Annotated in this window: 15 protein-coding genes; 14 read left to right on the top strand and 1 reads right to left on the bottom strand. The window is 48.3% G+C overall.

Annotation, left to right across the window (positions count from 1 at the left end):
- Positions 1-24: 24 nt before the first annotated feature.
- The 7 genes from AB6805_RS01590 to AB6805_RS01560 all read left to right on the top strand — a co-directional run bounded on the left by AB6805_RS01590 (position 25) and on the right by AB6805_RS01560 (position 8560).
- A complete protein-coding gene (locus AB6805_RS01590) occupies positions 25-1515 on the top strand; it encodes a RagB/SusD family nutrient uptake outer membrane protein (RefSeq protein WP_370907714.1) in 1491 nt (496 codons plus the stop codon).
- 26 nt (positions 1516-1541) lie between these two features.
- The gene (locus tag AB6805_RS01585) at positions 1542-2357 is read left to right on the top strand and encodes a hypothetical protein (RefSeq protein ID WP_370907713.1); all 816 of its coding nucleotides are present in this window, start codon (positions 1542-1544) and stop codon (positions 2355-2357) included.
- A gap of 43 nt (positions 2358-2400) precedes the next feature.
- Positions 2401-4533, top strand: coding sequence for a carboxy terminal-processing peptidase (locus tag AB6805_RS01580; protein WP_370907712.1), 2133 nt, complete (start codon positions 2401-2403; stop codon positions 4531-4533).
- A gap of 68 nt (positions 4534-4601) precedes the next feature.
- Positions 4602-5759 carry a redoxin family protein gene (locus AB6805_RS01575; protein WP_370907711.1) on the top strand — a complete coding sequence of 386 codons (1158 nt, stop codon included), beginning with the start codon at positions 4602-4604 and terminating at the stop codon, positions 5757-5759.
- Positions 5760-5860: 101 nt separating this feature from the next.
- Complete coding sequence (locus AB6805_RS01570) at positions 5861-6838, top strand: thioredoxin-like domain-containing protein (RefSeq protein ID WP_370907710.1); 978 nt, start codon at positions 5861-5863, stop codon at positions 6836-6838.
- Positions 6839-6845: 7 nt separating this feature from the next.
- Entirely contained in the window at positions 6846-7310 is a 465-nt protein-coding gene (locus AB6805_RS01565; RefSeq protein WP_370907709.1) for an LEA type 2 family protein, read from the top strand.
- Between the two features lie 299 nt (positions 7311-7609).
- A complete protein-coding gene (locus AB6805_RS01560; RefSeq protein WP_370907708.1) occupies positions 7610-8560 on the top strand; it encodes a sugar phosphate isomerase/epimerase family protein in 951 nt (316 codons plus the stop codon).
- 7 nt (positions 8561-8567) lie between these two features.
- On the opposite strand, the gene AB6805_RS01555 is transcribed toward AB6805_RS01560, so the two are convergent.
- Complete coding sequence (locus AB6805_RS01555; protein WP_370907707.1) at positions 8568-9581, bottom strand: LacI family DNA-binding transcriptional regulator; 1014 nt, start codon at positions 9579-9581, stop codon at positions 8568-8570.
- Between the two features lie 335 nt (positions 9582-9916).
- Here AB6805_RS01555 and AB6805_RS01550 point away from each other — a divergent pair, with 335 nt between their 5' ends.
- From AB6805_RS01550 to AB6805_RS01520, 7 genes are read left to right on the top strand one after another with little or no spacing between them, the layout of a single operon-like run.
- A complete protein-coding gene (locus AB6805_RS01550; RefSeq protein ID WP_370907706.1) occupies positions 9917-13084 on the top strand; it encodes a SusC/RagA family TonB-linked outer membrane protein in 3168 nt (1055 codons plus the stop codon).
- Between the two features lie 21 nt (positions 13085-13105).
- Positions 13106-14713 carry a RagB/SusD family nutrient uptake outer membrane protein gene (locus AB6805_RS01545; RefSeq protein ID WP_370907705.1) on the top strand — a complete coding sequence of 536 codons (1608 nt, stop codon included), beginning with the start codon at positions 13106-13108 and terminating at the stop codon, positions 14711-14713.
- A gap of 23 nt (positions 14714-14736) precedes the next feature.
- Entirely contained in the window at positions 14737-15627 is an 891-nt protein-coding gene (locus AB6805_RS01540) for a DUF5017 domain-containing protein (protein ID WP_370907704.1), read from the top strand.
- A gap of 30 nt (positions 15628-15657) precedes the next feature.
- Entirely contained in the window at positions 15658-17376 is a 1719-nt protein-coding gene (locus AB6805_RS01535; protein WP_370907703.1) for a sodium:solute symporter family protein, read from the top strand.
- A 12-nt stretch (positions 17377-17388) separates the two neighbouring features.
- Positions 17389-19992: a glycerophosphoryl diester phosphodiesterase gene (locus AB6805_RS01530; protein WP_370907702.1), complete on the top strand. Its 2604-nt coding sequence runs from the start codon at positions 17389-17391 to the stop codon at positions 19990-19992.
- Entirely contained in the window at positions 19973-23374 is a 3402-nt protein-coding gene (locus AB6805_RS01525; RefSeq protein WP_370907701.1) for a hypothetical protein, read from the top strand. Before AB6805_RS01530 ends, AB6805_RS01525 begins: the two co-directional genes overlap by 20 nt.
- 7 nt (positions 23375-23381) lie before the next feature.
- Positions 23382-24794, top strand: coding sequence for an SGNH/GDSL hydrolase family protein (locus tag AB6805_RS01520; protein WP_370907700.1), 1413 nt, complete (start codon positions 23382-23384; stop codon positions 24792-24794).
- Positions 24795-24803 lie beyond the last annotated feature (9 nt).

Raw genomic sequence — 24803 nt, 5'->3', positions numbered from 1 at the left:
TGTAACTAATTTCAATAATACAGCATGAAGAAATCGTTGCTTGTAATCATAGGCGCCTTGTGTTTAGTGTCCTGTAAGAAGTTCCTGCAGGAATATTCTCCAACAGATGTAATACCTAAATCTACTCATGATTTCGGGGAAATATTATATTATGATGGATATCCTACCGCTTCCACATTGCTGCAGCCCTGGATGGTGTTCCTGGATGACGATACCCAGTGCTATACAGGACCGCTCATGGCCCACTCAAATGCGCCACTCCTGCCGGCTCCTATCTTTCAGTGGCAACCAGACATGGAGCCCGCCACTGCCGCTACCGGTAATGCCATCAATTTCAATACCTGGAGCACCTATTACAAGTTGCTGCTGGGTGTAAATGTGGCGCTTCAGTATATGGATAATTCAACCGGCTTGCAGGCCGACAAAGACCAGTTTAAAGGAGAAGCCTATACACTACGGGCATTTTATCACTTTATGCTGGTGAATATCTATGCAAAACCATATAATGATTCTCTCACAACGCCCGATAAAAGCCCGGGTGTGCCCATCAGGAAAACCGCCGACCTGTCGGATGCTTTTCTCCACAGGAACACCGTGAAAGAGGTGTACAGCCAGATCGTGAGTGACCTTGATAGCGGTATTTATTTGCTGGATAAATACAAAGCTAACCGAGAATACTACCGGGTTTCCCATGTGGCAGCGCATCTGCTGGCCAGCAGGGTTTTCCTTTATATGGAAGACTGGGACAAAGCGATCAGTCATGCCGACGAAGTGCTGCGTTATCACCCGCAGTTAATGGACCTGAACACCTGGGGAGGGATGCCCGATGTAGATCATAAAATGCTGATAGGACCGACTAATGTTGAAAGTATCTGGAACTATGGACAGGGGGAAGAACAGCTGCCATACGCTTATTCAGAGGCATATGATATTTCTTACGACCTGGTGAACTGTTTTGAAGAGAATGACCTGCGCAAGCAAACGGGATTTTATACAAACCCGGAATTTATGAAAGAATTCCTGACGCCCGATTTTTCGCAGATGAAGAATGTCCCGACCGCTTTGGTGCCTACCGCCGAATTATCTAATTCGTGGAGAAGTTCGGAAGCTTACCTGAACCGTGCAGAAGCCTACATCCAGAAATACAGGAAAACAGGCGATGGTAACGCCGCCGCACAGGCACTGGTAAGCCTGAATACCCTGCGCGCCAATAGAATTGACCGGGCCTCTTTCACCCCCTGGATCGTAAAACCGGGAGATGTATTGCTGCAAATGTGCAGAACAGAACGCCGCCGGGAACTATACCGCGAAGAAGCGCATCGCTGGTTTGACCTGAGACGCTACGGCATGCCATCGATCAAACACATCTTTACACCCAACCAGGTAACGGTGCAGGTGTTCCGGTTGCCGGCGCGCGACCCGCAGTATGTAATGCCGATACCTACCGATGTATTATCACGGAACCCGGCACTGACACAAAATCCTTTATTCGCAGGTAAGCGTTTACCCGAATAATTTCTTTCAACTGTAAATAATCATTTATGAGATTATATTTCCTGATAATGTTGCTGTTAGTAGGAATAGCCTGTAATAAAGAGGCCGCATTAACACCGGATCCTGTCCAGCCCTTATATACGCTTCCACAGGGTAATCATGATTACGATGATACGATAGTAGCCTGGTATAAAAAATACAACACTTTTGTCCTGTATAAATTTACACAGCTGGATTATGCTTATAACTACTCCGATAAGAAAACAGATAGTGCCTTTAATGCCAATCCCGCTTATATAGCAGCAATGTTACAGTATATAAGAGAGGAATTACTGGACGTATACCCGGAGGCTTTTTTAAAGACGACAATCCCTTACAAAATTTTACTCGCCTCCTATATCGGCGCAGGGAATACCCGTTCAGCAACCGGGTTTTCCGCCACCAGCAGTATGCTGGCTATCGGCTGGGCCGATAGTACGCTGTCGAAAAAAACGCCGGCAGAGCGCAAGCAGATGCGTGGCTGGCTGCATAGGAGCTATATGGAACGCGTCGTTCGGACAGACGGCACTATTGTTCCTGACGCATTCAAAGCCCTGGCGCCGCCTTCCTACGGACAGGTATTGCCTGCCAAACTGCTGGAAGAAGGCATCGTGGAGCCATACAACAACCAGCTGAATGTGGCCACTGATTTCCTGGCATTTATTCAATTGATTACCAGTCATACCAAAGATGAACTGGAAGCGGGAGTGCTGCGCAGCCAGGTGGATGTAAAGGGATTGATAAGAAAGAAATACGATGTTGTTGTCAGCACATTTCTCAACAGGTACCAGGTAGATCTCCAGGCGATCGGCAACAGGCCATAACCTGTACGGAGCCATTAATATTCTTCGCATTAATATTTTTTGTATGAAAACATTGAAAGGAGCGCAACTTCTGCTATCAGGCGTGTTGGCCATTGCCGGGTTTACGGTTAAAGCCCAAACGCCCGCTGCTAACGCTATGCAGCCGTCGTACCACAGCGCCGTTATCACTGCTGCTATCAATAAGGTCACGAAAAAACATTACCATCCAAGGCCGATTGACGACGCCTATTCCGAGGCAGTATGGAACCGGTTCTTGCACACCCTGGACCCTAACAGTAACCTGTTTCTCCAGGAAGATGTGGCTGCCCTGGCGGTGTATAAAACGCAGGTCGACGATCAGCTGAACACGGGCGCTACCACTTTTTTTGATGCCGCTTACGCGATATATGAAAAACGCGCTAATGAAGCCAGCCAGCTTTGCCAACAGATCCTGGCTACTCCTTTCGATCTGAAAAAGAAAGAAACCGTAATGGCCTTTAGGAAGGATCTTCCCTTCTGCACCAGTAAACAAACGCGCGAAGAACTGTGGCGCAAGCTCCTGAAATATTACACCCTGCGGCATTATATGGAAATGAGCGCCGCCAAAGGCGACACTGCCAAACACCTCGCAGCTGTGGACCCGGCACTGGAAGCTAAAGCCCGGGAAAAAGTACGCAAATGGTACAGCGATTATTTCCGTCAGACGACCGGGCAACGCGGAGCGGAAGACAAATTTGCGCAGTATGTAAGTGCCGCTATGTTTGAAATTGATCCGCATACAACCTATGCGGCGCCACAGGACCGGTTCATGAATGAACAGCTGAATAAACGTTACTTCGGACTGGGCATAGAGCTGGGCGTAAAAGAATCCGATTACTATATCAAAAGATTACTGCCGGGTGGTACCGCTTACCGCAGCGGGCAGGTAAAAGAGAACGACAATATCATTGCCGTTGCCGACAGCAAAGGAGAGATGCTGCCGGTAAACGGGCTTCCCGCCAACGAAGTAGCCGGCTTGATCCGCGGTGAAAAAGGAACCTCCGTTACCATGCGCTTGCAACAGCCAGGTGAAAAAGAAAGAACGGTGACCGTAAAAAGAGATGAAGTAATTGACCTGGAAAACAGGGCGAAAAGCGCCGTGATTGAAAAGAATGGAAAACGTTTTGGATATATCTTCCTGCCCCTCTTTTACATGGATCCTTCCGGTACCAAAATAAACGGCTCTGCCAACGATGTAGCCCGGGAAGTAGAAAAGCTCAAGGAACAGGAAGTAGATGGCATCGTAGTGGATCTGCGCGGCAACGGCGGCGGCTCTCTTGATGAAGTAGTCACCATGGGCTATTGCTTTGTACCCTCCGGACCTATTACCTGGCTCCGCGGAAAAGACAGTATCCGGATGTATTCCTCTCCGATGGTGGAACCACTGTATGATGGGCCGCTTACTGTATTGGTGGATGAAGGCAGCGCTTCTGCGTCTGAAATATTCGCCGCCGCTATGCAGGATCGTGGCAGGGGGCTTATTGTAGGCACTTCCTCTTCTTTTGGAAAAGGCACTGCACAGGTGAATATCAACATCGGTAAAATGGGTGATGCTGCGAAAGGTATTGCCGATGTAAACTATGGCACCATGCGGGTTACTACGGAGAAATTCTACCGCATTAACGGATCATCCACACAGTTGCAGGGCGTGATCCCCGATATTGTACTGCAGGATAGAATGAGTTTACAATCCGTTATGGAAAAGGACTTCTCGTCTGCCCTCGTATGCGATACCGTTGGACTGCCACCTTATCAGCGGCTTACCTTTGGTTTCGATTATCAGAAAGTAGTGCAGCAGGCCCGCTTGCGGGTTCAGCAGCACCCTTCCTTTGCCGCTATCACTGCCAACATCCGCCAGTTAAAAGCATTGCAGGAGCAACCCACACCACTTGAACTGTCGTCGTTCGGCGCAGTTTATAAGCAAACATCCGGCTGTGAGAAGAATATACAACAAGCCAAAGAACTGAAAGGGAAGGAAGTGCTGACCGTACTGCCATCGATGCTGCGGAACATCAATCCGGCCATGCAAAAGAATGATGCCGTTAATACTGCCTCTTACAAAGAATGGCTGGAGAAACTGGGGAAAGATATATACCTCGCGGAAACAGTATCGGTGCTGGAAGATATGCTGACTAACCCGGCCTCGCCGAAAAAATGATAATTAATTAACAACAGGCTTCACCCGTTTTGCGGTAATGATTGCCTAATACTTAAACGCACTTAATCATGATGAGAAAACTGTTTGCATTCACTTTTTGCATGGGAAGCTTTGCTGCGTATGCGCAGGAGAATGTGGCCATCATTACGGCCAAACTGGATAAATCCCCGAATGATACCTTAGTGAACCTGTACGAGCCCTATTCCGGTGATACCGCCACCGCCGTCATTAAGAATCACCAGTTCAGGCTAACGATGCCGATAGCCAAAGGAGGAAGCGTATATATTATGCAGATAGGCAGTAATCCGGAACTGGGAGGCGCATTGGTGTACCTGGAGAAAGGGAAAATGAACATCAAAGGAAAAGGCGGATATTTTAACGACGCCACTTTTTCCGGCGATTCCTGGGTAAAGGAATGGCAGGAAGTAATGGAAATGACTTCCCCGGAGAAAGGCGATGGTAAGCTGTTTGCGGAGCTGGAACAGAAACACCGCAAAGCGATTGAAATAGGAGATGAAGATGCTGCGGACGCATACAATAAACAGGGCGCCGAAGTGGAACAGCGACAGAAGGATGCACTCCGGAAGTGGGTACTGGCCCATCCGAATTCGGGCGTTACCGGTTATATTATCACGGTATATTTTAGTAAGAATACGAAAGAAATGGAGGCGCTTTATGATGGTCTTGGTGAACATGCAAAAGCTTCCAGGATACTGCAACGCTGGAAAAATCCAGGTAAAGTAGATCCATCTCCCCTCTCTTTAAAGATGAATGAAGAAGGAGAAGTACCCGGTAAACCTGGCCAGGTGAAGATCGGCGACGCTGCGCCAGCTTTCAGTATCCCCGATGTAAACGGCAAAGTGGTGTCGCTGGGAGATTTTAAAGGTAAGTATGTACTGGTGGATTTCTGGGCCAGCTGGTGCGGTCCCTGCAAACCACAGATCCCTTACCTGAAAGCGGCGAATGACAAATTCAAAGATAAGAACTTCGTGATGGTGGGCATCTCACTGGATTCCAAAAAAGAAGCCTGGGTAAAAGCCATGGAAAAACATGAACTGAACTGGCTCAATCTCTCCAGTCTCAAAGGTTGGGGCGACACCGCCGCAGCGGCTTATGGCGCCGGCTATATTCCTTCCAACGTATTGATCGGACCAGATGGAAAAATTATTGCCAGGGATCTCTATGGCGAGGCATTGGATAAAAAATTAATGGAAACAATCAAATAGGTTGTTTGCGGTAATACCTCAGCATAACTTCCGCCAGGGCAACGGCACACTACCGCTGTGCTGTTGCCCTTTTTTGTTTACATAAAAAAGATATCAACTTTATGCGTCCTGTCATTAAAATAATCATCTTCCTGCTGCTGCCTTTATACAGCCTGGCAGAAGAAGGGTTTGTAATCAAAGGAAAAGTAACGGGCATCATCAGCGGATACGTGGCCATTCTTGAACATGTGGATGAAGCCGGGAAGCCGGCAGTGCTGCCACCAAGAGTACGTATCATCAACGGAGAGTTTACTTTTTCCGGTAAGCTGGATCATCCCGAATTGATACAGCTTAAAGTGAGCACAAAAACAGTGCAGCTATTCCTGGAAAACACTACCTATACAGTTGAATCCAGCCTGGACTCACTGACCGGCAGTTCTTTTAAAGGCGGCCGGATGAACGACCAGTTTTATGCGTATCAGCAGTATAGTAAGCCGCAAATGGAATATGTGAAAGATAACCCGGAACTGGAACTCTCCGCCTGGCTTGCTCTGAGAAACGCATCCACAGCTGATAAAGCGGAGCAAGGGTATGCGCTCCTGGCTCCCGCCGGCAGAAGTACCTGGCATGGAAAAGCATTGCTGGCAAAGATTGAATCATTTAAACGCACCGGCGCCGGCGCAGCATTGCCGGAATTAAAACTGACAGATCCTGATGGTCATGCGTTTTCCATCAAAGACATGGCAGGAAAAGTAGTGGTACTCGATTTCTGGGCATCCTGGTGCGCTCCCTGCCGCGCTTACATTCCACAAATGCGTAATCATTATAACAAGTTTAAAGAGAAGGGGGTCGTATTTGTCGCGGTGTCTGTTGATGACGACAAAGCCAAATGGCTGACCGCTGTGAACGAAACTAAAATGGAGTGGCTGCAGGGCCTTACGGAAGGCGGCTTTAAAGCAGGCATAGGTGTGCAACAGCATTTTAATATCACCTCCATACCGCATGTGGTGATAGTGGGAAAAGACGGAAAGATTGCCCAATCACTGGACTTTTATAAAAAAGACCAGCTGGAAAAAGAATTGGATAAACTGGTGCAATAACAAGAATATGATCATCAAAAAATTACCACTGTTGCTGGCAATTGCTGCCGCGATATTTTTCTCCGGGTGTACGGCATTTAAAACGCCTGAACCACGGCTTCCAAAAAAACTGGCTGTCAGGGTTTTCAATATCACGCCACAGCAGGCGGCATTGAAAATAGAAGGGATCTACTATAACCCTAACAGTTTCGGATTCACGTTTAAAGGCGGCGACCTGGACCTGATGCTGGATACGTTCCTGTTGGGGCATGTGCACATCGATACCCTGATAAATGTGCCGGCAAATGCGTTGTTCACTATCCCCGTGACAGTGAAACCGGATTTTAATAAACTGGGTCAAACGGGCATTAACCTGGAGGACTCTGTGCATATTTCCTTCAAGGGTACCATGAAAGGCGGTGTGGGCTGGTTCTCCAAAACGATCAACATCGCGTATGATGGCCGGCATTACCTGGACCTGATCATGAACTGATACTATGTAAGGCGTTTCAGTAGCGGAAGTTGAGAAGGTGATTGCCCGTACGCATCAGGATAACCTGCCTTCGCAGCAATTATTGATAAAAGCCGGCTTTGAAAAGCCGGAAATGGAAGAAGAGATTGTTATCTACAGAAAGAAATACATGATGCCTGATTAAAGGCAGCATTTGGAATTGGGAGAAGCCGTTGCATTATTAATGTGACGGCTTTTGTCATTTATTCATAATTTCACGGCAGGTTGCATTTACGATATCTAATGTATATTTTAACGCTATGCTAAAAGCTTCGGACACAATGACTGACCTTTCCTTTAATCGCAGAACAGCCTTAAAAGCGTTCACCTTATCAGCCGGCGCTGCATTGCTAAAATTACCGGCATCAGCAAAGGCGCCTGTTGAAAAGCCTTCGCCTGCTTTTAAGTATTCACTGAACATGAGTACCATCCGGGGGCAGAAATTAGGATTTATCAAAGAGCTGGAAACGGCGTCCAAAGCAGGGTTTAGCTCGGTGGAGATATGGATAGATACTTTTCAGGGGTATCTGCAGCAAGGGGGCTCGGTAACGGAAGCCAGAAGGATCATTCATGATTTAGGCATTGAAGTAGAGAATGCGATTGGATTTGCCAAATGGATTGTGGATGATGAAGCCACCCGCAAAGCTGGGCTGGAACAGCTGCAGCGGGAAATGGAGCAGCTGGCGCAAATTGGCTGTAAGCGGATAGCGGCGCCGCCAATGGGCGCTAACAGCAGCAATGCACCGTTAATTGACCTGAACGTGGTAACGGAAAGATATCTTACTATCCTTGAAATGGGAAAGAACACTGGTGTAATGCCCATCCTCGAAATGTGGGGCGGATCTCCGAATCTGAAAAAAATAAGCCAGGTGCTGTATGTGATCACAGAAAGCGGCCATAAAGATGCCCGTGTGCTGATGGATACCTTCCATATTTTCAAAGGTGGCTCAAACCCCGACAGCATGGCGTTTGTGGGTAAGGATGCCGTGGATATTTTCCATATAAACGACTACCCGGCGGGGATCACGCCGGATAAAATTTCTGAGCCGGATCGTATTTACCCGGGAGATGGCATTGCACCGCTGAAGCAGATGCTGCAACATATTAAGCACCCCGGGAAACCGGTGATTATTTCACTGGAGGTTTTTAACAACAATTATTATCAGCAGGATGCTTTGCTGGTAGCGAAAACCGGCCTGGCGAAAATGAAAGCGGCGACGGCGGGGATATAAGGAAATCTTAACTGGATTCCCGCACAATCAGTTCCGTTTTCAACACCCTGATAATACTCTTCCATTCCGATACATCGCGGCTGATCTGGTCTATGAGCAGCTGTGCGGCAGTGCCGCCAATTTCCTTTACCGGCTGCGATACCGTGGTTAAAGAAGGATGAATAAGCCCCGATGCAAAGTCGTTACTGAATCCCACCACCGCAATATCTTCCGGTACCCGCAAACCTCTTTTCTTCACCACCTGTATAATCTCAATGGCAGTAGGATCGCTGATCGCAAAAATCGCGTCCGGCGGATGAGGAAGGTTTAAAAGATGATTCACATAAATATGCACCTTATCGAGGTTCAGGTCATACGGAATTACCAGGTCTTCATCCAGTTCAATATTGTTTTTTCTTAAAGCAGCCTTATAGCCGTTCAGTCTTTTTTCACTTATTTTGAGAGAAGGCGGGCCGGATAAATGTGCGATCCTTCTCTTGCCTCTTTCAATCAAATGATTCACCGCACGGAATGCGCCGTCATAATCATCAACAATTACTTTGGGCACATCCATTTCATCACATACCCGGTTGAAAAATACGATGGGAATCCCCTTACGCTGGAATATCTTTAAATGATCAAAGTTCTTTGTTTCTTTAGTGATCGATACCAATACACCATCTACCTGGTTGGCCAGCATCACTTTGGTGTTGGCTACTTCCGTTTCATACGTTTCGTTGGATTGACAAATGACGGTATTATAGCCGGCTTTGCTGGCCACTTCCTGCGCGCCGATGGTAATATTCGGGAAGTAAGAACTGGTAAATTCCGGAACGATGATGCCGATAGTATTTGTTTTCCGGGTAACCAGGCTGATCGCCAGCATGTTACGCTGGTAGTCGAGTTTTTCCGCCAGGTCCAGCACGGCCTGCCTTGTTACTGCGTTCACGCTGGGGTGCCCTGTTAAAGCCCGCGATACGGTTGATTTAGAAAGATTAAGCTCCTTCGCAATGTCAACAATGGTGATCTGGTGTCGCTTCATCAGGTTTTTTTCTTGTAAAGAAACATAATTATATCAAAAATGGGAACATTCCCAATTTATGGGAATGTTCCCAATGGCAAAATCATCATTTTTTTTACCATCGGGTAACAGTTAGTTATAATCTTTGGACACATAAATTCTCACGATATGAAAGAACTGTTGCGCTCAACCTCTTTTGCACCAACCGTGCCTGTACCTGTCGCCTTATGCCAATCATCCGCATTACACCTGTTACACGATTACATGGAGTAAATTCCTGCGCCCGGCGATTGAACCGGCACTCGATAAAATAAAAATGAATTAAACAGATTAAAATCTAAAACACGTTTGGGGGTATGCATAAAAATGGGTTCTTATCAGCAGGGTATTTATTGCTCCTGCTATTTATCATCTTCCCTGCTACGGATGTAGCAGCACAGCAGCCTGCCACGGGGCCTGCCGATAAAATATCAGTTACCGGAAAAGTTACAGAAGCCGCAGGCACCGGCCTGGTAGGGGTAACGGTCCGCGTGAAAAATGACAAAACCTCCGCCATCACTAATGAAGATGGGATCTATCACATCTCCGCCAGTAATGCACCCGGTACCACACTCGTATTCAGCTATGTAGGATTTCTGAGCAGGGAAGTAAAACTAACCAGCGGAAGAAGTGTATATAACATCGTGCTGGAACCTTCCATAAAGGGTTTGAACGATGTGGTAGTAATCGGTTATGGAACTGTAAAAAGAAAGGATGTCACCGGATCAGTAGGAGAATTTAAAATAGCCGACCTGGCAAAAGCACCGGTACCTTCCTTCGAAGAAGCCCTGGGAGGCCGGGTGGCAGGGGTACAGGTGTCTGCCAGCGATGGTCAGCCCGGATCCTCTTTGAACATCGTTATCCGCGGCAACAACTCCGTAACACAGGAAAACTCCCCGCTGTACGTGGTAGACGGATTCCCGATGGAAAATCCGTCCAACAACATTTTCAATCCTGAAGAAATAGCCTCCATCGAAGTACTGAAGGATGCCTCCGCGACGGCTATCTACGGCGCCAGGGGCGCCAATGGCGTTATCCTCATCACCACCAAAAAAGGTAAAGCCGGCGCACCAACCGTTACCTATCAAACCTGGATGGGCTTACAGGAAAATATCAAGAAACAGGAGATGATGAGCCCCTACGAATTTGTGAAATACCAACTGGAACAAAATTCAGCTTTTTACACGCCCATCTACCTCGGCGAAGATAAAACACTCGACGACTATAAGAACGTAAAGGGAATCGACTGGCAGGATCAAATCTTCAGAAAAGCATTTATGCAAAATCACAGCCTCTCCCTGAGAGGTGGTAACGATAAAACAACCTACTCCCTTTCCGGCTCACTGCTGGACCAGAACGGTATCATCATCAACAGCGGCTTTAAACGGTACCAGGGAAGGGCAGTGGTAGATCAGCGGCTGAATGATAAAGTGAAAGCCGGCATCAACGTTAACTATACAGCTACCAAAACATATGGCGCTGTAGCTTCGCCAACACCCAACGGTCCAACCTCCAGCCTGATGTACAGCGTTTGGGGCTACCGGCCGGTAACCGGTGATTCCGCCAGCGACGCCTCCCTCATCGATCAACCCTTTGATCCGGATGTGGACCCGCTGAATGAATACCGCATGAACCCGATCATTTCTACCAGGAATGAATATAACCCACTGTTCAATAACACCCTTATCACCAACGCGTATGTGGAATACCAACCTGCAAAATATTTTACATTAAGAGTAGCCGGTGGTATAACCAAAGAAGCGCAACGGAAAGAAATATTCAATAATTCCAATACCCGCCTCGGAAATCCAAAGAGCAGCGTACTGGGCATCAATGGCTCGGTAAGCAACCTCGAAAGAACCAACTGGCTCAATGAAAACACACTCACCTATGCCCGGGTGATCAACAAAGATCATAACCTGAATGTACTGGGTGGTTTCACCATGCAGAAGTCGGCCTACTACAGTTATGGTTTCTCCGCCAGCCAGGTGCCAAACGAATCGCTGGGTATGAGCGGCCTGGACGAAGGGACTATCAATACCGCGCCCACGGCAAAATCATCTAATGCGTTGATGTCTTTCCTCGGCCGCGTTAACTACGGCTATAAATCACGCTACCTGCTTACACTGTCGTTCCGTGCTGATGGCTCTTCCAAGTTTCCTGTTAACAACCGTTGGGCCTATTTCCCTTCCGGCGCCGTGGCGTGGAGGATCATCGAAGAATCTTTCATGAAAAATTTATCTTTCCTGTCGGATGCCAAAATACGGGCAGGATTCGGTACCACCGGGAATAACCGGGTGGGCGACTTTGCCTATCTCACTTCCCTGCAGCTGTTCCCTTACTCTGGTTACAGCTTTGGTAACTCGCCTGCGCAGGGTACTATTCCCAGCAACCTGGGATATCCTAAGCTGAAATGGGAAACTACCGCGCAAACAGATATCGGGATAGACCTGGGATTCCTGAAAAACAGGATCACGTTTACCGCCGATTATTATAAGAAGAATACAAAAGACCTGTTGTTAAATGCAACGCTGGCGCCCTCTTTGGGTTACCTGAGCGGTATCCGGAATATCGGTAAAGTGTCTAACGAAGGATTGGAATTTTCTGTGAACAGCATGAACGTGCAACATAAAAAATTCACCTGGTCTACCAGTTTCAACATTTCATTCAACCGCAATAAAGTAATACAGCTGAACGAAGGCGAACCCAGTTACGCTTCCCGCATCACCTGGGGTAATTTTAATAACGCTTATCCGTATATCGCTATACCGGGACATCCGATCGCATCGTTTTATGGATTTATTTTTGATGGCGTCTACCAGTACAGCGACTTTGATCAATCCAACGGTACTTATGTGCTGAAAGATAAAGTGCCGAATAATGGTAATCCAAGAAGCAGCATCCAACCGGGATACATTAAGTTTAAAGATATCAACGGCGACGGACAGGTAGATAACAACGATCTCACCATCATCGGTAATCCTAATCCCATACATACCGGTGGGATCTCTAATAATTTTACGTACAAGAACTTCGACCTGAACGTATTTTTCCAGTGGAGCTATGGCAACGATATCCTGAATGCCAACCGCATAGAATTTGAAAACGGCGACGTCACCAGGTCTTTCCTGAATATGTTCGCCAGCTACGCCGATCGCTGGACACCGGAAAATCAAAACAACAAATTGTATAAAGTAGGCGGACAGGGACCACTGGTATATTCGTCCCGCACCATTGAAGATGGCTCTTATCTGCGTCTCAAAACGGTGGCACTGGGTTATAATTTACCGGCGCCGCTGCTGAAACAGGCCAGGATAAAAGCGCTGCGGGTGTATGCTTCCGCACAAAATCTTATTACCTGGACCAATTACTCAGGACTGGATCCTGAAGTTTCTGTAAGGCAATCGGCTTTAACACCGGGCTTCGACTGGTCCGCGTATCCGAAGGCAAGAACCATCACTTTCGGACTGGATGTGACCTTTTAACGAAACTAAAAAGCTGTGATTATGAAAGCAAACAACATCAGATTATCTCCCGTTAGAAAAATAACAAAGCTCTTCCTGCTGTGCATCCTGGCCGGCAGCACCTTCAGCGCCTGCAACAAATTCCTGGATACAAAGCCGGAAGATTTTGTAACACCGGAAAATTATTTTAACACAGAGGCTGATCTCGAAAGAGCCCTGAACGGCGTATACAACAGGCTGATAGATAATTTCGGAAGAATGTACTCACGCGGACTATACAGCTTCCTGGCCATCAGCGATGATTTTTTCTACAAGAATATTACCGTGAATAATTTAAAGGTGATGGATTTTGACGCTGGTCAGCTGGATGTAGGCAAACTCTGGGAAGTTGCCTACCAGGGCATCGACCGCGCCAACCTGTTACTCGAAAATGTAGACAAGCCAAAGATGGATGAAAAAAAGCGGGCGGCTATTAAAGGGCAGGCGCTTTTCCTGAGAGCTTACTATTATTTTATCCTGGTAGATAATTTCGGCGGCGTGCCCCTGAAATTGTCGTCTACCAAATCACCTGTAGAAGTCGCGCTGCCCCGCTCTTCCGTGGCGGATGTGTATGCAGCGATCCTCAACGATATGAAAGCTGCGGAGCCGCTGGTGAACGATATCAGCACCTACACCAATAATGAAAGGGTAACCACCACCACCGTGCAGGCCATACTGGCAAAGGTGTACCTCACAATGGCCGGGGAGCCGCTGAAAGATGTATCAAAATATGCCGACGCATTAACTTATGTGGACAAAGTGATCGCCTCCGGTAAACACTCCCTGAATCCTGATTACAGCGCCATCTTTATCAATCACTCCAAAGATATTAACGAGCCGAAAGAATGCCTCTGGGAAATAGGCATGTATGGCAACCAGCAGGGATCCACCCAGCTGGCAGGCGGCATAGGTATTGAAAACGGCGTGGAATCACCGGATGATAACGTCGGTTATTCAAACGGACCCGTACATCCCAGCGCGAGGCTGTTCAACCTGTATGACGCCGCCGACAAGCGGAGGGACTGGAGCATCGCACCGTACAAATATTCCCTCGTGAATGGCGTTGTTACCAAAGTGGCTTATACCACTACGCAGATTTATGAACGCACCGCCGGCAAATGGCGCCGTGAATATGAAACGCAGACACCTAAGAACAGGTCGTACAATTCTACCAACTTCCCGGTGATCCGTTATGCGGACGTGCTGCTGATGAAGGCCGAAGCGGAAAATGCGGTGAACGGGCCGGTAGCAGCAGCTTATGAAGCCATTAACATGGTAAGAAGAAGGGGCTACGGCAAAGCTCCGGCAACGCCGGATGCCACCGTTGACCTGCCCGCCGGTTTAGGGAAAGACGCATTCCTCGAAGCACTGCAGGATGAACGGGCGCGGGAACTTAGCTTTGAAGGGGCACGTAAGCACGACCTGATCCGCTGGGGATTATTCCTGTCTAAAATGCAATCGCTGGCGGCTGAAGTAGCAGCAACGGCGCCCTCCGCATGGAAATATTCAGGGAACGCGGCAAAGAATACAACAGCCAGGAACTTGCTGCTGCCTATTCCTACTACAGAAACCACCATTAATCACCTGGCAGAACAGAACAAGGGTTGGTAACGCCGCGCTAAAAAGTACTTAATATGCGAAATTCATTATACCTGTTGATCATTGTTATTATATTTATCTCCTGTGCAAAGGAGAAAGTAGTCACACCGTCGCTGGAAATAACTACTTCTTCACTTACTTATAAAGCAGGAGATACCGTTACCTTTAACTTTACCGGCAACCCGGATAATATTACTTTCTATTCCGGCGAACCCGGCCACAACTATGCATTCAGAGACCGTACCACCGCAGAAAATGATCTGCAGATAAATTTCAAGACATGGGTGCAGTTCGGGCTGATCTATAAAAATCTGCAGTTGTTGGTGTCTAACAACTATTCCGGTGTAGCCGATACCACCAGTGTAAGGGCCGCTACCTGGACAGATATTTCTGACCGCGCCGTTTTTTCCACCGGGCAGGACAATACCCCGTCAGGGACTATCAGCCTGAAAGATTTTGCGGACCCGAAAAATACAGCCGCCCGCATTTACGTTGCTTTTAAATACACGGACTATAAAAAAACACTGGGACAAAACCGCTGGGTAGTCCGGACCTTTGAAGCGAACAATATTTCAGCAGATGGCGTAGTATCGCCGGTGGCGGTACTATCCAGCGGAGGATGGAAAGCATTCGATTTTAAAAACCCGGCATCCGTGTGGACGGTTACCACCGCGCAGCTGTTGATGTTTGGCGGTGATAAGAATGTGGATGATAACGAAGACTGGGTGATCACCAAAGGGCTGGATCCTTTTTATATTAAGCCGGACGCGGGTGTTGCACTGAAAAATATCAGTACCGTACTGCCTTCGTATAAATACGTTTACACTAAACCGGGTACTTACAAAGTAGTATTTGATGCATCCGCGGTACGTTATAATGGAGAAAAGAGAATAACAAAAGAACTTACTTTAACTATCACCCCATAGCTGAAAAGCGGGGTTAAACGGAAACATTTGATGAACACTGTAATCGATACGTCAGTCATTATTGTATTTTCCTTATTTATTATGCTGGTAGGTTTTTCCTTTTCCAGGACAGGAAGAAACCTCAAGTCGTTTTTTGCCGCAGGTGAATCAGTGCCCTGGTTCATTGGGGGGCTCTCACTTTTCATGAGCTTCTTTTCCGCAGGCACCTTCGTGGCATGGGGATCTATCGCCTATAAATACGGATGGGTAGCCATTACCATACAATGGACCATGTGTATCGGCGGACTCGTAACAGGGCTGTACCTGGCGCCCCGGTGGAAGGCCACCGGCAATCTTACCGCGGCGGAGTTTATCCGGGAACGCCTGGGAGTAGATGTACAGAAGATTTATATCTACATCTTTATGGTGGTGTCTTTACTGATCAAAGGTTCTGTGCTGTATTCCGTGGCCAGGCTGGTAAGCGCTTCACTGGGGCTGCCACTGATGCCGTCTACCGTGGTGCTGGGCCTGTTCATGATTGCTTATACCGCCGTTGGCGGACTATGGGCAGTAATGGTAACAGATATATTGCAGTTTGTAATCCTCACGGCGGCTATATTGATTATTATCCCCCTGGCCTTTGATGCCGCCGGTGGTGTGCAGCACTTCCTGCACTTTTCACCCGAAGGTTTTTTCAGCGTAGTGAATGGGGAATATACCTGGGGCTTTATCCTGGCCTTCGCATTGTACCACGTTTTTTATATCGGCGGCAACTGGACCTTTGTGCAACGCTATACCAGCGTGGATGTTCCCAGGTCCGCATCCAAGGTGGCGTATCTTTTCGCAGGACTGTATATCATCAGCCCCGTACTATGGATGCTGCCGCCCATGTTGTATAAGAGTATCAACCCCGGTTTGCAGGGACTGGAAACAGAAAATGCCTACCTGATGATGTGCCAGCATGTATTGCCGGCGGGCCTCATGGGGCTCATTCTCACGGGCATGTACTTTTCTACGTCTGCATCTGCCAATACCGCACTGAATGTGGTGTCGGCCGTTTTTACGAATGACATCTACAAAGGTTCCATCAACCCAAAAGCATCTGATAAAAAACTGATGAGTGTTGCCCGCATATCCTCCTGGTTCTTCGGACTTGGTATGATATGCATCGCCTTAATTGTGCCTTATATCGGCGGCATCGTTGAATTTACGCTGAGCATAGGCGCTGTAACCGGTGGCCCGTTGCTGGCGCCGCCTATATGGGCGCTGTTTTCGAAGCGGCTAACGGGAAAGGCTACACTATATATCACCGGCATCAGCCTGGCTACCAATCTTGTATTTAAGATCATCCTTCCACTGGTATATGGCACCGGTTTAAGCCGCGCCAACGAAATGCTGCTGGGAGTAGGGTTGCCCTTTGTAATGCTGGCGCTGTACGAAGCATACGCTTATTATAAAGGACTCACCAGCAACGAATATATACAGCTCAAAGCACTGAGAACACAACGCAGGGAAACCGTTCGTGAAATAGATGAGAAAGAAGAACTGGAGATAAGAAAGCAAAACAAATTCGGCCTGAAAGTAATCGCTTTTTCGCTTTCATTTATTGCATTGCTGTTATTCGGACTGTGTTTCTTTTCCGGGAAGAGTGCTACGCTGGTAGCTGGTATCGCCACGGTGATCCTGTTAACAGCAGCCATTCCGCTACGGGCATCCCGCAAGGTGAAAGTAGACCCGGTAACCTCAACGTCAGCACATTTGGTAAATTAAAAAGCAGATCCTTTGAGAAAAATATTATCAGCCGGTATCTTATTTTATGCAGTGTGTGTTTGCTGTATACCTGCACCGGCACAGCAACAAACCGCATTGGCCAATAACGCGCTGCGGCTTTCCTGGACCAGCAAAAACGGGGAATGGCATATTAAAGAGGTGGCCGTTCACGGGCAATCCCTGCCGCACACCAGTGGCGAATACACCCTGCTGTATGCGAAAGAGAAGCCCGGAAACACGCCCATCACAATATATGATAAGTCGGGTAAGAAGAGCAGCTTCCTGGAGCCGCAATACAAATACATTGTTCCTTTATGGGAAGCGGCCCTGAAACCCGTTCCCATGAATACTGCCGGCGAGGCCATCTATTTCTATCCTTCTTCCGTTAAAAAAAATAACGGGGAGCTGGTTTTCACGGGGGAAAATAATAAGGCTACGGTTACTTCCTCCTGGCAACTGGATAAAGTCTTTAAAACAGATATCCTGGTGGAAATATCATTGCAGGCAAAGGAAGACGGCTACTATTCCCTGGCAACCCCCACGCTGGCTACCGTTCCGGAAAACGAACTGGCCTGGGGAGGCATACCGGGATACTTTCAAAGTAATGCGGTGGAGAAAGATATTATAAAAGCATACGCCTATATGCAGGGCATCCCCGATAAACCGGTGATTGTCCGCGAGAGAACGGCAGCTACCCTGTCGCCTTTCATCCAAACCAAAAATAACCTCACGCTGGCGGTAATACCCGCCCCCGGTACCGGAAGGGATCCCTGGGAAAATGACACGAATACGCAGAGCGACTGGCTGCTTGGCCTTTCCCTTATGAACAGGAAGGCATCGCTTACACCTACACTCTATCACCCGGTGCTGGGAGAAAAAGGCTCCCTCCTGAAAAGAGGGGAGAAGGTAACTTTTTCTTTCAGGTACTCGCTGCAGAAGGCGGGCTGGTACACGGTGTTCAAGCACGCCGTGAACGATATCTACCATTTCAACGATTTCCTGGCGCTGAAAAAAACGCGGCAATCACTCACCAGCCGCATCTTGTCCATGCACAAATATGTAGTGAATAATAAGACATCATTATGGAACATCGAAAATTATAAAGGAATCGATATCGGCGCACAATCTTACCTGGGGGGTGTGTATGGATCGGAAAAGGATGCCATGAAGAATTCCGATTATGGCGCTATGTGGATGCTGGCCGGCATCACCGGCGACAGCGTACTGCAGCAAACCCGCCTGCCTTATGCGCGCAACTTTAAATTGCAGCAACAGGATCACACGCCCGGCTTTTTCCACGGCGCAGCAGCAGGACAATACTACCTCACAAAAAGTAAAAGATTTACAGAAGAATGGGGACCGTATGTAGAACCCATTGGCCTTACCTATTACATGATGATGGACATGGGGAATATCCTGCTGTTTAATCCCGGCGATACGGTATTAAAGAAGGAGCTGCAATCTGCGGCCGACAAGCTGCTGGCCTGGATGGCGCCCGAAGGGAAATGGGCAGTGGCTTACGACCATGCTTCGCAAAAGGAAATGTTTACGGAAGTGGAAGACCTGCGTCCTACTTTTTACGGGCTGATAGTAGCCTGGAAAATATTGAAAGATAAAAAATACCTTGATGCTGCTAAACGTGGCGCCGACTGGTTCATCCGGCATGCCACCGCGAAAGGACATTTCCTCGGCGTTTGCGGCGATGCCCGTTTTGCGCCCGATTTTGCAACCGGGCAAAGCGCCCAGGCACTGCTGGATCTTTACGATATCACAAAAGATCGCAAGTATTTGCAGGCCGCCGTGCGTACCGCGCAATTGTACACAACTTCTATTTATACTCACCCTGTTCCTTCCACCAAAAGTAAAAAGGTGAACGGTGTATTACGGCAGGACTGGGAGATAAGCCAGGCGGGGCTCAGCTTCGAGCATGGTGGTATCCTTGGTTCTGCCAATCACCGTGGTCCCATTTTGTTGGCTAGTCATGCCGGTATGTTTGTGCGCATGTTCACCCTCACCGGCGATTCCCTGTTCCTGAACATGGCCCGTGCCGCAGTTTTGGGAAGAGATGCGTTTGTAGACAGCGCGACCAGCGTAGCGTCTTACTACTGGGATGTAATGAATAAGGGCGCCGGTCCCTATCCGCACCACGCCTGGTGGCAGGTGGGATGGATCACCGATTACCTGCTGGCAGAAATGGAGATGCGCTCATCCGGGAAAGTTCAATTCCCGAGAGGATTTATTACACCGAAAGTAGGGCCGCATCAAACCTATGGTTTTGCCGCCGGGAAAGTGTATGGTACCAGTGCGGATTTGTTGTTGAAAGATGGATTGCTGAAAACAGATAACCCTTACCTCGATTACTATTGCGCTATTAATCCTGAAGAGCATAAGCTGTTCCTGCTATTGCTGAACAGCGACGACGATCCGCTAAAGTGTTCGATAGACATTGATTACACCAAAGTACTGCCCGGTAAAACCATAAAGCCGGTTGCCTGCTACCGGATCAGTAAAAATGGCAGTAAAAAAGCCACTGAAATAACGCCATCATTCCAGGAAGACATAGCGCCTTATGGATTGAGTGTAATAGAAATAAATTATGAGCTGTTGGCTAAGTAGATATTTATTCCTGGCTGCAATAGGATGCCTGTGCAGCGTATTATCAGTACAGGCGCAAACCGGCTACTTGTTGGAAGCAGAAGATTTCCAGTTCAAAGGCGGCTGGCAGGTGGAAAAGGTGCCGGGCGAACAAGTGTCCGGTAATACTATCCTCCGCGTTTTTTCCGGTAAAGTAAAAGCCGCGGATGCGCTTACTGTGATCAACAGCAAAGCTGCCGGCACATTTACGGTTTGGGTACGTACCCCGGATTATCCCGCCAATAAACCCGGCACGCGTTTGTTCCAGGTAGCCATCAACGAACATCCGCTGGAAAAAGAACCGGGGCAGCATGGCAAAGAGGGCTACTACTGGGAAAATGCCGGTACTGCTACCCTTGATGCCGGCGAAAATGTAATGGCGCTACAGGATACAAAGGGTAATTTTGGAAGATGTGATGCCATCTTCCTGGCCACTGCCAGCTTTGATCCAAATACAGAATCGCTGGCATCACTCCAGCGTTTTAAAATAAGGCCACTAACGGTGAAGTATATACCACCTGCTCCGGTTACACCGGCAGTTGGTGTGAAAAATATTTCCGGGCAAGGCACTGTTATCGCTGGTATTAGCAACGGTAAACTCCGCCTGCAATTCCTGCAAACAACCGGTCGGCAGATAGTAGCAAGCAACAGTATCCGGAAAGGCGATCAGTGGATCGATATGCAAACGCAGGGCGATGGAAGTAAAATATTCCTGCTTACCGCCAAAGATCCGCAGATCAGCTTTGGCAGTTTCTTCCCTTCCTGGAACGGACCGGCAGCTTCCGGTAGTTTCCAAAGCCGCGGCAAAACGTTCACGGTACTGGCGTCTGAAAGTCTTACCAATCCCTTTCTTGCAGGCACACTACAGGAATGCCTGCCCGTTGCCGTGAAGCAGTTATCTGACAAAGAACTGGAAGTTGCCTATCAGACTGCCACAGGAGATACGCTGAAAGGTGCCTGGCAGCTGGCGCCCGGCAGTAATCATTTACTGCTAACGTTAACGTATATACCAAAGCAGGCGGGATATTACAGCCTGGCTGTTACCGGTTTTGAAGGAGTAAAAAAAGAAGAGGTATCCGCCATACAGTTGCCTCCCATGTTCCAATACCAGCGCATCCCGGATCACCCGGTGATGCTGCCTTCCGCCATGATGCCGCAGCCGCTGGCCATTATGGAAACGAAAGAGGGGATCGCTGTTTTTGTTTCCGGAACACCGGCTAATTTTCCATTGGATTGGGGAGAAGCAAGTACTTCGCCGATGGGGTTTACCATTAAGAATAAAGAGAATAACGTACAGCCGGTAGCGTTATCGCCGGTGCTGGGACTGGATGATTCCAGGCGTGCTGCCGGTCAGGTTGTCACCCGTGAATTTGCATTGGGTGCATTACCCTCTGGCTGGAACGATGCACTGGCGTATATATCAGACAGCATTTATAAAGTAAAGGACTATCGCATACAAGGTCCCGTTTCTCTTACAGAAACTGTTTTCAATATTACAGACCTGATCCGGAACGATACTGCCGCCGGCTGGGCGCCGGAACTGAAGGGGTTTTACGATATCGAAGCAGATCCGAAAGTGACGCCTACCGTTGTGCAGGCTGCGCCATTGGCAGTGGTTTCAGCGGCAGTGCTGGAAAAGGACGAAGCGTTTTACATCAGCAGGGCATTGCCCACTATTGAGTATACACTGTCCCGCAGCGGGTTCCGCTGGTCGAGGGGCATTGCCGGCACACCGTTCAACAAAGATAAACAGTCGCTGGTGCTGAGTCCTTATCACTCGCAATTTACCACGGCATACTACGAGGGCTTGCATCAATTGCTCGGCGAAGCCAATCCCTGGCTAAAGGAAGTGGCGCTTCCCGGAAATAACATCAGGCCCGCAAAAGGCTATTCAGTGAACATTCCCGCCTGGACACAGGAACTGGCAGCTTACCGTTTCACCAAAGATAAAAGCTGGTTGGAGGCTGCAATGAAACATGCGAAGGAGTACATTGCAACGGAAGTATATGGCACTAAAACCACACCATTAGGCAAGCAGCCTTTTTATAATGCATCTTTCTACGCCTATTGGTGGGATCTCACAGACCTTTATGACATCACAAAAGATACGTTCCTCCTGCGCGCTGCGGAAACTACTGCTTTTCAAACGCTGGCGGGAGTAAGGGTGTACCCGGAAGTAAAGGAGCAGCTGCAAACGATTCATCCGGGCAGTACCTATGATGGTAACACTACGTTGTGGTGGAAAGGCGGAGAGAAATACCGCCTCGGCTTTCCAAGAAAGAAAGGCGATGCGCCGGAGAAACAGGTGCCGCAAAGCCTTGTATCCCCCGTAGGACTCGGATTTGAGCAACCCTTTACATTCTTTGACCCGGGCAAGCTGGTGCGGCCGGTATTCATGAGCAGCTGGGCGCCTCACCTGTTACGTTTATTTGCTGAAGATAACCGGACGATTTTTGAAACCTATGCACGCAATGCAGTGATAGGACGCTTTTCAAACTATCCCGGCTACTATGCCACCGGGTTTACGGATATTACGATGCAGCCGGATTTTCCTTATAAAGGTCCGGATGTAAGCTCTGTTTATTACCATCATATTCCGCCGCATCTGGCGTTTACACTGGATTTCCTCCTCACCGAAGCAATGCAGCGTTCCCAGGGGAAAGTGAATTTTCCCTATGGCAAGCAGGACGGCTTCGTATGGTTTAACAACCGGATATTTGGCGGCGGCAGCGGCAAAGTATTTGATGATGAAGGAGTGCGCCTCTGGATGAAAAGAGGACTGGTACAAATAAACAACCCGGCTGTAAATTATGTCACCGCTATTTCTCACAACCACTTCTGGTTGTTTTTACTCAATGAATCGCACGAGAAAGTAGCCGCTGACATCCTTCTTGGAAAGGAAGTCGCTGTGCAGGATAACGTGGCTGCTGCTTACTACACCACTGCCGCAGCTTCGCCAGCCACTATTCCCGTGAACAACCGAAAACTGCGTGTGTCCGTCACCGGCAAAGGATTTTCTGCTATCTCTTTCCCGTTGAAGATAAAGAATGAAATGACAAGTATACCGCCGGTAAAGAACGGCATGCAAGTGTTGGATCTGGGCGCCGGCATTGGCAAATGTTATGCCTTCAGGATACGGTCGTCGTTTGGATGGGATGCCATATACACTTACCTGGAATCGCCGCCAGAAGTGGGCTTGCAGGCAAGCTTCCAACTGAATGGAGAAAGCCGTGTTATTACTGCCTATCCTTATGAAAGCTCGTTTTATCCCGTGAAAATATCAGCAGAAGCGGTGCTGAAAGTAAAGGTCACCACCGGAAACGGGCAGGTGAAAGAGGGGACTGTCACATTTGATAACAACTGATCGCAATATGAAGCATTATTTTATCCTGGTACTATGTATGGGAATGTCGTTGGAAATAGCTGCACAGCATAAAGAAGAAGCGGAAAGAGCTAAGCTCGTTGCCCTTTCACAGGCAGGCGCCTCACCTTTATATTTTTACCCGGCTGATACTGTGCCATTAATAGCCCCCGGCAACTTCAACAACCCGGCAGAATGCACCGTGCGCAACGGAGCGCCTCATTTCTTTCAAAAAGTATCCTCTGGAAAACCGGTGACGATCGGGTTTATAGGAGGAAGCATTACGCAGGGCAACCAATGCTACCGTCCACAGGCCACCCGTTATATTCAAGCAATGTATCCATCGGTAACCATGAAAGGCATCAACGCCGGCGTATCCGGCACAGGCACTGACCTGGGCGCCTGCCGTCTCCGGGATCAGTTGCTGCAATATCACCCCGACCTGGTATTTGTGGAATTTGCGGTGAACGGCGCCTATACAGATGGAATGGAAGGTATTGTGAGACAGATACGAAAATATGATCCCACTATCGACATCTGCTTTATTTATACGATCCATAACGAACATACGAAAATCTACCTGGAAGGCAGCATCCCTGAAAACATCCAGGGCCTTGAGAAAATAGCGGATCATTACCAGCTGCCATCCATACATCTTGGTATGGAAATATCCGTACTGGTAAAAGAAGGGAAGGTGGAGTGGAAGAGTGACAGCACGGCTATACCGGGCAAAATTATTTTTTCCCGCGATGGTATACACCCGATAACAGCCGGCGGTAACCTGTATGCAGCGGCTATTGCAAGAGGCATGAACAAGTTGAAGCAGCACACCGCCATTTCTTCCACCGCATTACCCGCACCACTGATAGCGAATAACTGGGAAGATGCTGGCATGTATGCGCCGCAGGATATTGCTGCATTCAGCGCCGGTTGGAGCCGCGTTAATACTGCTAATTCCCCGCAAAAACAGTTTACAGGCTGGTTCCCCTATATCATGAAAGCAACGCAGCCAGGCGCTTCCTTTACCTTTAAATTCAACGGCAGCATGTTTGGCATTTTTGATATCGGTGGTCCCGAAATGGGGCAGCTGGAGGTAATCGTGGATGGTAAGCCGGCCAGGCTCGCCGACGCCGGTGTAAAAGGCGCCCGCCAGCTAAAGATAGTGAACGCAACAGATCCCAATGGCAGTAACCTGATTAACCGGTTCAATAACTTTTGTAATAACCGGTACCGGGGTCAATACGAGTTCATCTCCCTGACGCCCGGTATTCATACTGTCACCATCCGGCTATCTTCCGAAAAAGTAGATAAAGTAAAAATCCTGGGAGATAAACAACTGGAAGATATTACCAGGAACCCCGCTAAGTACGATAAAACCACGGTGTATATCGGGAAGATCCTTTTAAGGGGAAAGCCCCTGTAACAGCAGCAA

The organism is Chitinophaga sp. RCC_12 (assembly GCF_041360695.1).
Taxonomy (GTDB): Bacteria; Bacteroidota; Bacteroidia; order Chitinophagales; family Chitinophagaceae; genus Chitinophaga.
This window is presented reverse-complemented; position numbering and strand designations above follow the sequence as displayed.